13 protein-coding genes are annotated in these 13273 nt (G+C 66.3%); 6 read left to right on the forward strand and 7 right to left on the reverse strand.

Annotation, left to right across the window (positions count from 1 at the left end; all coding sequences use genetic code 11):
* Positions 1 to 181 precede the first annotated feature (181 nt).
* Positions 182 to 1165 carry a lytic murein transglycosylase gene (locus ACP59X_RS20360; protein WP_428562035.1) on the forward strand — a complete coding sequence of 328 codons (984 nt, stop codon included), beginning with the start codon at positions 182 to 184 and terminating at the stop codon, positions 1163 to 1165.
* A 7-nt stretch (positions 1166 to 1172) separates the two neighbouring features.
* Here the strand turns inward: ACP59X_RS20360 and ACP59X_RS20365 are convergent, their stop codons facing one another.
* From ACP59X_RS20365 to ACP59X_RS20380, 4 genes are all read right to left on the reverse strand, one after another.
* A complete protein-coding gene (locus tag ACP59X_RS20365; protein WP_428562037.1) occupies positions 1173 to 1502 on the reverse strand; it encodes a hypothetical protein in 330 nt (109 codons plus the stop codon).
* A gap of 119 nt (positions 1503 to 1621) precedes the next feature.
* Positions 1622 to 3040: a sigma-54-dependent transcriptional regulator gene (locus ACP59X_RS20370; RefSeq protein WP_428562039.1), complete on the reverse strand. Its 1419-nt coding sequence runs from the start codon at positions 3038 to 3040 to the stop codon at positions 1622 to 1624.
* Positions 3041 to 3275: 235 nt separating this feature from the next.
* On the reverse strand, positions 3276 to 3839 hold the full coding sequence (locus tag ACP59X_RS20375; RefSeq protein ID WP_428562041.1) for an EF-hand domain-containing protein: 564 nt from the start codon (positions 3837 to 3839) through the stop codon (positions 3276 to 3278).
* Between the two features lie 154 nt (positions 3840 to 3993).
* The gene (locus ACP59X_RS20380; RefSeq protein ID WP_428562043.1) at positions 3994 to 4644 is read right to left on the reverse strand and encodes a GDSL-type esterase/lipase family protein; all 651 of its coding nucleotides are present in this window, start codon (positions 4642 to 4644) and stop codon (positions 3994 to 3996) included.
* A 209-nt stretch (positions 4645 to 4853) separates the two neighbouring features.
* On the opposite strand from ACP59X_RS20380, the gene ACP59X_RS20385 reads away from it, so the two are divergent.
* The 3 genes from ACP59X_RS20385 to ACP59X_RS20395 all read left to right on the forward strand — a co-directional run bounded on the left by ACP59X_RS20385 (position 4854) and on the right by ACP59X_RS20395 (position 8465).
* On the forward strand, positions 4854 to 5699 hold the full coding sequence (locus ACP59X_RS20385; protein ID WP_428562045.1) for a PilZ domain-containing protein: 846 nt from the start codon (positions 4854 to 4856) through the stop codon (positions 5697 to 5699).
* Between the two features lie 32 nt (positions 5700 to 5731).
* Entirely contained in the window at positions 5732 to 7000 is a 1269-nt protein-coding gene (locus ACP59X_RS20390; protein WP_428562047.1) for an HD domain-containing phosphohydrolase, read from the forward strand.
* 394 nt (positions 7001 to 7394) lie between these two features.
* Positions 7395 to 8465 (forward strand): hypothetical protein, encoded by a 1071-nt coding sequence (locus tag ACP59X_RS20395; protein WP_428562049.1) that lies wholly within the window; start codon positions 7395 to 7397, stop codon positions 8463 to 8465.
* Positions 8466 to 8723: 258 nt separating this feature from the next.
* Here ACP59X_RS20395 and ACP59X_RS20400 read toward each other — a convergent pair whose 3' ends face one another.
* Positions 8724 to 9680, reverse strand: coding sequence for a lysylphosphatidylglycerol synthase transmembrane domain-containing protein (locus ACP59X_RS20400; RefSeq protein WP_428562051.1), 957 nt, complete (start codon positions 9678 to 9680; stop codon positions 8724 to 8726).
* A 72-nt stretch (positions 9681 to 9752) separates the two neighbouring features.
* On the reverse strand, positions 9753 to 10040 hold the full coding sequence (locus tag ACP59X_RS20405) for a c-type cytochrome (RefSeq protein ID WP_428562053.1): 288 nt from the start codon (positions 10038 to 10040) through the stop codon (positions 9753 to 9755).
* A 192-nt stretch (positions 10041 to 10232) separates the two neighbouring features.
* Between ACP59X_RS20405 and ACP59X_RS20410 the strand changes: the two genes are divergently transcribed.
* Both ACP59X_RS20410 and ACP59X_RS20415 read left to right on the forward strand, forming a co-directional pair.
* Positions 10233 to 11030 (forward strand): DsbA family protein, encoded by a 798-nt coding sequence (locus ACP59X_RS20410; protein WP_428562055.1) that lies wholly within the window; start codon positions 10233 to 10235, stop codon positions 11028 to 11030.
* Between the two features lie 36 nt (positions 11031 to 11066).
* The gene (locus ACP59X_RS20415) at positions 11067 to 11615 is read left to right on the forward strand and encodes a hypothetical protein (protein ID WP_428562057.1); all 549 of its coding nucleotides are present in this window, start codon (positions 11067 to 11069) and stop codon (positions 11613 to 11615) included.
* Positions 11616 to 11797: 182 nt separating this feature from the next.
* Here the strand turns inward: ACP59X_RS20415 and ACP59X_RS20420 are convergent, their stop codons facing one another.
* Positions 11798 to 13270 (reverse strand): SPOR domain-containing protein, encoded by a 1473-nt coding sequence (locus ACP59X_RS20420; protein WP_428562059.1) that lies wholly within the window; start codon positions 13268 to 13270, stop codon positions 11798 to 11800.
* Positions 13271 to 13273 lie beyond the last annotated feature (3 nt).

Raw genomic sequence — 13273 nt, forward strand, 5'->3', positions numbered from 1 at the left:
CGACAGCCCGGCAAGGCCGCCGGTCCCGCCGCCGCCAGGCATCTTGCCGGGCCGCGGCCATGACGCTAGTGTCGGCCCAGGCAACCCTGCCGCCGTCCCTCACGGACAACAACCGCGTCATCCGTTTCCCCGCGACGGCCCGCCGTCCCCGCGCGGAGAAGCGACACGAGTGCGAGAAGACATGCGCAACATCCTCGTTCCCTTTCCGGCCCTGGTGGCGCTGTGCCTGTGTTGCCTGCTTGGGCCGGCCCCGCTGCGGGCCGCCCCGGCCACCCCGGCCGTGGACCCTGGCTGGCGGCCCCTGGTGGACCGGCTGGCCGCCGAAGGCTTGAACCGAGCCCTGCTCGATCGCCTGTTCGCCCCGGGCGCCCTGACGTATTCCCCGGAAATCATGGCCCGCAAGGTCGACGCCATGGTGAAAAAGGAATTCGAGCCGCGCCCCAAGCCCAGCCGCAAGACCCTGGAGCAAAGCAATTACCGCCATCTGCTCGCCCCGGCGGTCATCGCCGAGGCCGTGCGCTTCGTGGGGCAAAACCGGGCCGCCTTCGACAAGGCCAGCCGCGAATACGGCCCGCCCGCGGAACTGGTGGCCGCCTTTTTGGTGGTCGAGACCCGCCTTGGCGCCTACCTCGGCGACCGCGACGCCTTAAGCGTCCTGGCCAGCCTCGCCCGGTCCTCGCGCCTGGAGGACATAGCACCCTTCATGCGCAGCCTGACCGGCGACCCGGCCCGGCGCGACTTCGCCGCCACCGCCGCCGCCGACCGGGCCGAGTGGGCCTTTCGCGAACTGACCGCGCTCGTGCGCTACGCCGGTGCCAAGAACCGCCAGCCCGGCAGCATTCCCGGCTCCATCTACGGCGCCGTCGGCATCTGCCAGTTCATGCCCACCAACGCCCTGCGCTACGGCGTCGACGCCGACGGCGACGGGGTGGTGGACCTGTTCTGCCCGGCCGACGCCATCGTCAGCGTGGCCAGCTACCTGCGCGGCCACGGCTGGAAGCCCGGCATGACCGAGGAAGAGACCCGGGCCGTGGTCTACGCCTACAACCACAGCGACCTCTACGTCCTGGCCGTCCTGGCCGTGGCCGATCGGATCAAGGCCCAACGGGAAGGGAGCGCGCCGGCAAGAAGTCCGGGCAGGGGCAAAAAGGCGGCGAAGAACTAGCCGGCGGCTACGGATTGGGGACGGGGAAAAACAGCGGATCGGGCCGGCGGCCCTCGGCCAGGAAGCTGCCTTCGAAATAGCCCTGGCCGAACCCGGCGAAATAGCCGGTGGCATAGGCCCCGGGGCGAGGCGCGCAGCCCCGGCGGGGAGGCCCGCCCAGCCGGCCATTGGCCCGGATGAGCATGTCCTGGCGTTGCGCCTCCAGGCTGGCGATGCGCTCCCAAACGCGTTCGCGGCGGTTGGTCTCGGGCACGTCGCCCTGGGCGAGCCTGGGGCCGCCCAGGAAGATGTAGACCACCAGGCAGATGATGCCGGCGAGGATGACCAAGTACTTCACACAGCCGCCCCGGAGGCCGGCGACGCGGCCGGCACCGTGCCGGTTACGCGCCACCCCCTTTCCATCCCTTTCGACCCCGGGACCGGCCATCTTTAGCCCGGCCGGCGGCTGCCCCCGATTTACGAGGCCCGCACGCCGGCGATGCCGTGTTTTTTGAGCAGCGCGTACAGGCGCGAGCGCGACAGCCCCGACACTTCGAGCATGCGGCCCACGTCGCCGGAAAAACGCTCGGCCAGGGCCCGCAGGTAACGGGCCTCGCCCTGGTCGCGGAAATCCCGGAAGCGGGGCAAGGCGTCCAGGGAGAGCCAGGCCCCCTCGCCGGGCCCGTCCTCCCGGCCGCCGGCTCCGGCCCGGCCGGTCACCCGGTTGCGGGCCGCGCAGACCCGGATGTGCAGCGGCAGATGCACGGGCAGCAGCACGTCGTCGCCCCCGGCCAGGGCCACCGCCCCTTCCAGGGTGTTTTTGAGCTCGCGCACGTTGCCCGGCCAGGGATAGGCCAGAAGCGCCCGGGAAAAATCCTCGGAAAAGGGCCTAGCGGCAAGGCCGATCCGGTGGGCCGCCTCGGTGGCGAAATGGGCGGCGAAATCCAGGATGTCCTCGATGTGGCCGGACAGGGGCGGCAGCTCGATGCCCACGCCCTGGAGGCGAAACAGCAAATCCTCCCGGAAAAGCCCCTCGGCGGCCATGGCCACCAGATCCTGGTTGGTGGCCGCAACCAGCCGAAAATGGCAGGGCGCCTCCTCGAGCCCCCCGACGGGCCGCACCCGCCGCTCCTGAAGCACGCGCAAAAAGGCCTTTTGCACCGAAAGGGGCATCTCGGCCACTTCGTCGAGAAACAGCGTCCCTTCGTGGGCCCGCAGCAGCACGCCCTCGCGCCGGCGGTCGGCGCCGGTGTAGACGCCCTTTTCCGAGCCGAACAGCACGCTTTCCACGATGCCCGACGGCAGGGCGGCGCAGTCCACCACCACGAAGGCCTTGCCGCGCCTGGGGCTGTTGTCGTGGATGGCCCGGGCGAAAAGCTCCTTGCCCACGCCCGTGGGGCCGGTGAGCAGGACGTTGACATCGCTTGGCGCGGCCTTGGCCGCCTGTTCCAGGCAGTGGGCCCGCTTGGGGTTGCCGCCGGCGATGCCGGCGAAGCGGAACGGCCCGCCGGCCTCCCGGGCCGCCCGGCCCTGGCGCCGATGCTCCATGGCGCTGACCAGGGGCGTGGTCATGGTTTTGACCGTGGGCGGCTTCTCGATATAGTCCCAAGCCCCCTGGCGCATGGCCCGCTCGGCCCCGTCCGGGTCGCCCCAGCCGGTGATGACGATGACTTCGGGGCTCGAGGGCGCGCGCCGGATGTCGCCGATGGCGTCGAGGCCGTTGCCGTCGGGCATGCGCACGTCGAGAAAGACCACGTCCACCTCGCGGTCCCCGGCCCGGCGCAGGCCCTCGGCCAGGGTGGCGGCGGTGTCCGGCACGTGGCCCAGGCGCGTCACCACCCGGGCCAGGGCGTCGCGTATGCTTTGGTCGTCGTCGATGATGAGCACGTTGCCCACGTCTGGCCTCCACGGTCGCCGGCGCCGTGGGCGCCGCCATGCCCTCGTGCATGCGCATCGCGGGCCGGCCTGTCAAGGGCGCGGGCCGGCGGGGGCGGCCGACACGCCCCCGCCTCGCGACGTCGCCGCCCTGTCGCCTCCCGGCACGGCCAGGCAACCGCCCTTCAGGGACAACGCACCGGACGGGTTGCTTCTTCCAACGAACGCCAAGGCCTTGGCCACACGGGGGCGCGGCTTACGGTTTGCCCGCCTTGCGTGGCGTGCCGGAAAGGCCGAAGTCGTTTTCCGGGACCACGTTGTTGACGTTGAGCGCCCGGGCCTTTTCCAGGTTGGCCCTGGCGCAGGCGTCGTCGCCCAGGCGCATGCAGGCCACCCCCAGATTGTAGTAGGCAAAGCTCAAATAGTCGACGCAAAGCGGCATGGTCACGGCCTGGCGCAAAAGGACGTCCGCCTCGGCGTTTTTGCCGGCCAGGAGCAGATCCGTTCCCCGCATGTACAGTTCCATGCCGGCCCGGCCCGAGCATTTCCACCAGGCCTTCTTCACCCGCTTGCCCGCATAGGCCCTGGCCTTGCCCATGGCCGCGTACTCGGCCTTGTCGATCTTGCCGTCCTTGTTGATGTCCAGGATGGCGAACTGCTCCAGGGTCAGGCCGTTGTTGAAGACAACGATCTCCTCGAACACAATGAATCCGTCGTGGTTTTTGTCCACATTGCCAAAGGGTGGTTTTTTCCAGGCAAAAGCGTTTCCGGCCAAACCGAGGATCAAAATCGCCACCAAGGCCATGAGCGCGCGCTTCATCGGGGAGCCCTCCTTCGGATGGTTGCATCGTTTTCGGATGGTTGTACCGTAGGGCCAGGCTAGCACAGCCGCGGGAACTTGGGCAGCCGTTTTGCGGCGAACACCAAAAAAAAGGCGGGACAAGCCCGCCTTCCGGTCACGTTGCAGCGATGCCTCAGTTGGCCGTGGGCGCCGCCCCCGGCTGGCCGGCCAGGCCGGCCAGGATCTCGGGCCGCAGCAACTCCTCGTTGGGCAGGCTGACGTACTTCTCGATGAGCGCGTGCCACAGCTTGTAGCCGTCCGGGCGCAGGTGCACGCCGTCGGTGGTCAGGGATTCGTTGAGCGCGCCGGCCACGGCGAAATGCCCGAACAGGTCGATGTAGACGCAGCCCGGCAGCTCGGCGCACAAGGCCCGCAGGCCGTCGTTGAGCTCACGGATCTTGTCGTTGGACAGATCGGGCCTGTTGACCACGGGCAGCACGCTCTGCACAAAAACGACCGTCTTGGGCGACCCCTGGTGGATGCGCCGCAGTATCTCGCGGTAGCGCGAAAGGATGCTGGCGTTGGGGCTCCATATTTCGTTGATCCCTTCCAGGATGAAGACCTTCTCCGGCTTCAGGGCGATCACGGAATTCAGGCTTTTCAATATCTTTGTTGTGGTATTACTGACGGCCGCCTTATTGACCACCTCGGAAAAGCCGCCTACGTATTTCCAGCCAGCCGTCTGGCTGCCACCCAGGAAAACCGTTTTGGCCCAAGCCTCCCCGGCGGCCAAAAAAAGAAGCGCCGCCGAAACGACGCCGATCCGAAACCATGCCGAAACCATTTCTCCCTCTCCTTGCGCGAACAATCCGGCCCCCGTGCCTCCCGTGAGCCAAGCGCGGGATAGCACGGCCGGCCGGGATTGAAAAGTGTCCGGTACCACGCGGCCGCTGGCCGCCGCCCGAGGGCACCGGGCGGGCCGGCCCTGGAAAACACCGCCCCGACCCGCAACCCCAACCGCCGCCCCGACCGGCCGCGCCCCCCCGAGACCCCATGAACGCGCATGCCAAGACGTCCCGCCGCCTCATGGAGGAAGCCATCGCCCAGCGAGCCCGCTGTTTCTTGGCCCTGCCCGAACCCATTACCGGCCTTGGCGAACTCCTGTGCGCCATCCTGGAGTCCTCCAGCCGCGGCCTGATGCTGGAAAGCGTCGGCAAGGCCGCCTGCGGCCCCCATTGGGCGGGCCTGCCGGTGACGGGCTTTTTCCGGGTCAAGCTGCGGCGCGGCCAGGCCGAAGAGACCTTCTACACCTTCGACAGCCGCATCCGCGAGGCCGCCCCCGGCCGCGCCGGCACGGCCCGGCTCGTCCTGGACGAACCCCGGGCCCTGGTCTTCGGCCAACGCCGCAAGAGCCTGCGCCTGGAACCGGAATCGGGGCAGGTCAAGTCGGCCTTTTTATGGCGCTACGACAAGGGCGAGGGCTTCACCTTGAACGCACCGAGCCTGCGCGACGTCGATTTCCGTTCCGGCCAGGCCCGGCTGGCCGACATCTCGGCCGGCGGCCTGCGCCTGGCCCTGCGCGCGGCCCTTTTGCGCCAACGCCCCCTGGAGCTGCCCAAGGGGCAACGGGTGGTGGTCCATCTCGAACTCAACGAGCCGCGCCTGCCCGGGGAGCACGATTTCTGGATCGTGGCCCGGGTGCGCCACCTGTCCCGGGACGACCTGTCCGGCGACAGGCTGCTCGGCCTGGAATTTCTGGCCAGCGGCCAGCTCGATCACCAGGCCGGCAAGATCCGCTGGCAACCCGTGCAGGGCCACATCATCCCAGGACTCATGGAAATCTTTTTCCATTGGGACCTGGACAAGCGGCGGGCCAAATCCGTCGATCTCCATCGTTGACGGCCCGTTACCGAGGCGATAATGGCTCGGATATGGACGAAAAGCCGGCAACCGACACCCCGGGCGCCCCGGGTCGCCCCCCCGGCCCGGGCTCGGCCGGGTCCGGCCCGACGGTGGAGCGCATCCTGGCCATCATCAAGGGGCTGCGGGAACTGCGCAGCCTGGACGGCATTCTCGACCGCCTGCTGCTGGAAGCCCGGCAACTGGTCCGGGCCGACTCCGGCACCATCTTCCTGGTCGAGGGCGACAGCCTCGTTTTCAGCTACGTGCACAACGACAGCCTGTTTTCGGACCGCGACATCGCCCGCCAGGTCTACCTGACCGCCCGGCTGCCCATAAACGGCGACTCCCTGGCCGGGTATACCGCCGTGGCCAACCAGCCCCTGGTCATCGATGACGCCCACGCCCTGCCCCCGGGCCATCCCGTGCGATTTAACGCCTCCTTCGACGCCCGCACCGGCTACCGCACCCGGGCCGTGCTCTCCCTGCCCATCACCTCCAGCCGGGGGCGAGTCATCGCCGTGCTCCAGATCATCAACCCGGCGACGGCGGCGGGCGCACCGGCCGTGTTCGGCCGCCACGACGTGGACGCCCTGTCCCTTTTAGCGGACCAGGCGGCGGCGGTCATCGAGACCGGCATCGTGACCGAGGATTTCATCCTGCGCATGTGCAGCATGGCCGAGTTGCGCGACCCCTGCGAAACCGGCGCCCACGTCAAGCGGGTCGGCGCCTTTGCCGCCGAAATCTACCATGCCATGCAGCGGGGGGCGGGGCTGCCCGAGCGGGAACTCAAGCGCCGCAAGGCCATGATGCGCGTGGCGGCCATGCTCCACGACGTGGGCAAGGTGGGTGTGAGCGACGCCATCCTCAAAAAGCCCGGGCGCCTGACGGCCGAGGAATACGCCGTCATGCAGCGCCACACGGAGCTCGGGGCCTCGCTGTTTAACAATCCCGTCAGCGAAGTCCACGCCTGGGCCCGCGACGTGGCCCTGCACCACCACCAGCGCTTCGACGGCACGGGCTACCCCGGCGGGTCAGCCGCGGCCGACGTGCCGGCCGGCGGGCCGCCCCTGGCCGGGGAAGACATCCCCCTGCCGGCCAGGATCACGGCCGTGGCCGACGTCTACGACGCCCTGACCAGCCGGCGCATCTACAAGCCGCCGTTTGGCGACGACCAGGCCTTGGAAGAACTGCACCGCCAGGCCGGCGGCCAGTTCGACCCGCTGGCGGTGGCGGCGTTTTTCTCCATCCACGACGTCATCCTGGCCATCCGGGCCAGGTATCCTGACCGGGAAGCCTAGTGCAGATTGACATTTGGCCCAGCCTGAAGTATCTAATAAAAAATTTTTATAATATAAATTATCAAAGCGGCGTTAATACAGAGCTTAGTGATGGCTAGTGCCATCTTAGACACCGCGAATGAAGCTCAACTTGTTGACTGAGCCAAACGAAGGAGGCTGCACCAGTATTCCAGCCGAGTTTCTGCGAAAGACTCCATAAGAAAACAACTGCCATTTCTCTTGCGGAAACGCGACTGCGAGCGCATTTTATGCGTCAAGCTATTGAAGACACGTTACAATTCATTATAATACTAGCTACACCACTGGCGTCCTTTCCCCTCACAATGCTAGCTGCTTAGCCCACTATAGCGACAGAACCAAGAAATCATAGCAGAGCATACACACGGAGGTGACGGTGAACACTATTCGAGTTATGGTTCTTGCAGTCATGCTGGTTCATTGCTTCTCTTCAAAATCTTTTTCCAACGACGACCTCGACATGCTTTTATTAACACCGGTAATCACAACAAAACAAGAAGCACCAGCTACTTATGTTTTTGATAACAGCGATATATTGTACATAGAGAAAAATACATCTTTGGCATACGCAACTGGATCAAAATCTAGCGACGGCAGCTGCGCTTCCGGAAACAGTTTTCAGTTTTATCTTACAAACAGCAACGGCAACAATCTAAAGGCAAATCTCACAGGCGGACTCATCACTGGAAATAAAATCCAAATAGCATTTGACGGAGACTCAACACTGGTAATGGAATATGATAGCGAAATGAAGATCGTCAAAAAGGTTTTTTCGACGAGAGCAGACAATGACGTGTGGACAGTTTTCAATATTCCAATGACTGCGAGTGCTTCGGCCAAGTCAAATTATCCCCAAACCCCTACAGACCATCGTCAACGCAACGACGTTGTTGCAGCAGGACCGGACGATTACGAAGAGTGGAAAAAACAATGCGAAAAGAATAACGGTCTCATCAACTGGAACACTATGTGCGACGCGTTCCTCGAACTCCCTACAGGAGACTTCTTGTGCGAACAAAATCCGACGCATATAAGCTGCACTGAAAACATCGGCAAGGCAATAAACGGCGCATTCGACCTACTACAAGCAGCGATAGCCACTTATGCATGTTCAAAATCCGGACAACTTGATTGTTCAAAAGATGCATACAACAAAAGAAATGGCATAAATCGTTACCAAAATGATTTGCTGCGCAATACCAGATGCCATTTCGATTACACCATTGAAAACTACGAAAACTGCCTTTGCCCTTCACCAGAACCCTGCACCAATGGCTGCAGTTACAGCAGGCTGGACGGGTCAGAGCAAAAGGATACCCCTGAGTATTTATGTAGAAGCTCCTCCCATTCGGAGAGTGCTTTTATTGGCAATGATGTACACGGACACTACTATTTCAACCATAAATTTTATAGAACAGTTGGCTATAAGCCCACCAAGGAGAATTAACCCAACCTTTTGAGGGACTGCAGCCTACCTACGCCCAGAAGGAAAAGACGTGCCCTGACCGAGAATCGTTTTCATCGGATGGTTGGGGCAAGATATGTGAATTGCTCGTCTAGCCGAACGGACGTCACAAGAACCTGACTGCCGTATCTCCAGAGAGACAAAATCGTCTGAAAGTAAACTCCATTAAAAAAGCTAACTTATAACAAAATCGTTCTTGACTGTAGCGGCGACAGGTGTTCGCCTACGCCAATTGACAACTCAACCTTTGGCATCCGGCGACGCCCGGCCGCGCAGTTCGTCAAGGCGCAGGCCGCTGGCCCCCAGCCGCCACAGGCCGGTCGCGGTCACGGGAATGTACTGGAGCAGGTGCATGGCCAGGGCCACGGCAAAGGCCCGGTCCCGGTCCACGCCGAACCAGCCCAGGGCCAGCACCATGGAGGCCTCGTACACGCCCATGCCCCCGGGCGCGCCCGGCAGGGCGAACCCCAGCGTGGCCACGGCGAAAACCGTCAGCACCAGGCGCGCATCCACGGGCAGCCCGGCCATCCAGCACAGGCCCACGCCATAGAGGACGAGGTAGCCGCTCCAGGCCGCGCCGGTCCACAGCCCCAAGCGGCAAAGAAAACCCAAGCGGAGGTTGGCCTGCAAAAGCCCGAGCATCTCGGCGCCGAAAAGCCGCAGCCGCTCCATGGGCACAAGCCGCAGCAGGCCGTGCGCCGCGCCCGGGCGCAGCCGCAGCAGCAGCAGAAAACACCAGACCCCGCCCACAAGCGCCAGCAGCGGAAAGAGCACCAGCCCCTGGCCCATGAGCGCCGCCACGGCCGCGCCCAGGACAAGCAGGGCGTTGAGGTCGAAAAACCGCTCCCAGAAAACCGCCTCCAAGGCCCGCCCCAGGGAGGCGCCGCTTTCCTTGCGCAGGTAGAAGGCCTTGGCCATCTCGCCAAGCCTGGCCGGCAGGACGTTGTTGAGGGCCAGCCCGATCAGGCAGGCCCACACGCCCGTGACCGGGCCGACGGCCCCGGCCATGAGGTAGCGCAGCCGCAACCCCGGCAGGACCACCACCAGCAGGCCCAAGGCGGTATAAACGATCACGGGCCCGGCCCGAAACGCGCCCAGGGCATGGGCGAGCCCAGCCAGGTCCACCCCCCACAGGGCGTAGGCCAGGCAGCCCCCGGTGAGGGCCAGGCGAAGGAACAAGGACAGGCGTGCGCGCATGGAGACTCCGCCGGGAAAAAGGGTTTGGCGCCTTGGCCATGGCCTTTTTCCCGGCGGGAAGCAAGGGCGGGGTTACTTTTTGGGGAGCGAGGCGTAATAGGCGGCGAGATCGTCGATATTTTCGGGAGACTGTTTTTGCATGATGGCGATCATGGCCTTGTTTTCGCCCTTGCCGTCCTTGTAGGCCAGCATTTTGGCCGTCAAGGTCGCGGCGTCCACGCCGTTGAGGTCGCCCTTGCTCTTATGGCAGGCGCAGCCCTTGGCCAGGGCCTCGCCCTTGGCCGCGTCGCCGGCGGCCACGGCGGCCGCGGCCACGGCGCACAGGACCAGTGCGCAAAAAACCGTCGCGATACGTTTCATGCTCTCTCCTTGGCGTCACGGTGCATCCCGCCGCCCCATGCGGCGAAGCCAGCCTCCATGCTACCCCAGCCTGAAAAAAAGGCAATCCTCCCGGGGAACTTCCCTTGCATTGGCGAGATTTTTGTTGCAATTCACCCTGCCCAAGGTAGGTTCTTCAGTCGAGGACATCCGCTTTTGCCAAAGGAACGCCCCATGCCGCCCCGCATTCTTGCCGCCCTGTCCGTCAGCCTGCTCCTTTTCGCCTGCGCCCCCACCGCTTCGGACCAGTCCGTGCGCCAGACCCTGCGGGAACACCCCGACATGGTCCTCGACGCCCTGTCCGAGCGCAAAGGCGAACTCTTCGCCCTGGTGGTCGCCGGCCAACAGGAAAACCAGGACGCCCAGCGCCAGGCCAAACAGGCCGAGGAACTCAAAAAGCCCCTGACGCCGGCCGTGGACCCGGCCCGGGCCGTACGCGGGCCGGCGGGCGCCCAGACCCTGATCGTGGTCTACTCCGACTTCCTGTGCCCCTACTGCGCCCAGGGCGCCAAGACACTCAAGGACTTCATGGCCCGCCACCCCGACTCGGTGCGCGTGCTTTTCAAGCATTACGCCACCGACGACCTGTCCCGGCAGACGGCGCTGCTCTACGAGGCCCTGGCCGCCCAGGACCCGCAGCTGGCCTTCGCCTTCCACGACGCGGTCTTCGCGGCCCAGCGCGAGGTCGAGCAGGCCGGCGAACCGGCCCTGTACGCCCTGGCCGTCAAGCTCGGGGCCAACGTGCCGCGCCTCAAAAAGGACCTCAAGGACCCGGCCCTGGCCAAGCGCATCGACGACGACGTGGCCGAGGCCAGGGCGTTTGGCATCGAAGGGACGCCGACGTTTGTCATAAATGGCGTGTCCGTGCGCGGCGCGGCACCCATCGGCGAATTCGAGGACGTATTGCGCCAGGTTTCCCGGGGCGGCGGCGAGGAAGCCCCCTGCGACACCTGCAACAAAAAGAAGCCGTAACGGGACGACCGCGCCCCGTTCGCTCGTGGTACCGCCATGCTGCCATTGCCGCGCCTCGTTGCGATAGTCGTCCTTGTGGCCGCAACCGGCCTCGTGTCCCCGGTCGCGGCTGCGGCCGAAGACCCGGCGGCCGCAACCGACCAGGCCATCGACGAGGCCACCCTCGTCGCCATGATGGACGATGTCGTCCGCTACTACGATGAAAGCCGCCCGGCGGAAGGGCGGATCCTGGAACTGTTGCAGGCCTACGAAAAAAACAAGGACAGCCTGGAATACAAGAAGCTGCGCTTCCTGTTCGACACCCACCAGAAGGTGACGACCAGCCTCAACAACCTCATCGACCTGCTCTATATCTCGCTCAAGCACGGCAACTACGAGGACAAGGAACTCAACAACTACCTCTATAGCCGCTGCAAGAACATCATCACCTTCTTAAACAACATGGTCTACTTCCTGACCGCCCGCAATCAGGAAATGGCGCTCGGCTCCTCCGTGGACGTGCAGCAACTCTACGAAGGCTACCTGGTCCGCCTGACCACCCTCTTGTACGACCTCAACAAGCTCCTGGCCCATTTTCACAAGTAAGCCAGCCCCCTCCTGACGACGGGTTGCGCCCGAGGCGGCGCGGGTTGCCTGCCCACCGTGGCGCGGCATGTGTGGATGCGGCTGTTGCGCCCGGGCCGCCACGGACTGCGCCGGCCCACCGGAAACACCCGTTGCGGCCGCGACAGCGCGGCTTGCCCGTCGCAGCACCGGGCGTTTGCGGCTTAGTGGCAACGCAGCCGGGCGGCCGTGGCGGCATCCACCGCGACGATCAGCGGCGTGACCCCGACGGCCGCGCCCACGGCCGCGCGGGCGGCCAGGGCAGCCCGTTTGTCGCCGAACCGGCCGGCCAGCACCCGGTGCCGTGTGCCGGCGCCCCCCCCCTCCTCGACCAGACAGGCCGGCATGCCCCGGGCCCGCAGCTTGGCGGCCTGGGCAGCGGCATTGCCGGCGTCGGCGAACAGGCCCGTTTGCAGGGCAACGAAGCCCTTGGCCGGCTGTCGGCCTTGCGCCGGTTCCCGGCCCTTGGCCGGCTCCCGGCCTTTGGCCGTGGCGGTATCTCGGGACGTGGCGGCATTGCCAGTCGCGGCCGTTTCATGCTTGGCGGCGGGACTGCCGACCGTGGCCGTTTCGCGTTTGCTGGCGGCACTGCCTGTTGCGGCCGTTTCGCCTTTGGCGGCGGCACTGCCTGTTGCGGCTGTTTCGGACTTGGCGGCGGCGCTGCCGGTCGTGGCCGTTTCGCGGCCCGCCCCAACGGGGCTTCCGGTTGCGCCCGGAACCGCTTCGCGGCCCTGGACGGCGCTCTTGCCCGTCTCGGACCCTGCCGCCTTGCGGCCGGCGGTGTTCTCGCCTCCGGCCGATGCCGGCTCGGCCCTGGCGGCGGGCGCGGCCCCGGTCGCGCCCCGTGCCGCCGGCGGTGCGGCCTCGGCCAAGGACACGGCGGTGTCGTCTCCGGCCTGGGCCGATGCGGCCTTGGCCGGGGCCAGGGGAGGCGTTTGGGCCGGCGGAACCGGCCGTTCCTTGGGTTGCGGTCCGGGCGCGGCGGCCAGCCCCTCGGGTGGTGCCGTCACGGCCTCGGGCGGTATCCCCCTGCCCTCGGGCGCTGCCGGCTTGCCTCCCCCGGGCGCTGCCGTGGCCGCCCCAGGCGCAAGCGGCGCGGCGGCGGCCACGCCCCCGGCCTCGGCCCCGACAGCCGGCGGCGGCACGACGAACGTCCAGGCACCCAGCGGCGCACCGTCCGCCACGAGTTCCAGCCGCCACGCCCCGGGCACGGGCGAGCCCGAGGGCGAAAACGCATAGGCCGCAACCGCCGCCTCGCCGCGCCGGGCCGGCACGAACCAGCGGTCCACGGCCGGCTCGTCGCCGAGCGCCGACGGCCGTGTCAGCCGGGCCTCGACCGCGACGGGGAGGCCGCCGGGCTTGCCCGGCAGGACGAAACGGCAGCCCAGGCCCTTGTCCGTGGGCAGGACCGCCTCGCCCAGCCGCACGGCCTTGGCCCCGGGCCAGGGCTGGACCAGCCCCGGTTCCACGGACAATGCCCCGCAGGCCTCGAAAACGCCGCCCACCGGCCCGGCCTCGCCGGTCGGCCCGGGCGGGGCAACGGCCCGGACCACGGCGCGGGCAGGGCCGGGGCAGGCCAGGGCGGCCAGGATCAGGCCGGCCGCGACAAGGCGGCGCGCGCAAGCGAGGGCGAACATGGG

This window comes from Solidesulfovibrio sp. DCME (assembly GCF_049995385.1).
Lineage (GTDB): Bacteria > Desulfobacterota > Desulfovibrionia > Desulfovibrionales > Desulfovibrionaceae > Solidesulfovibrio.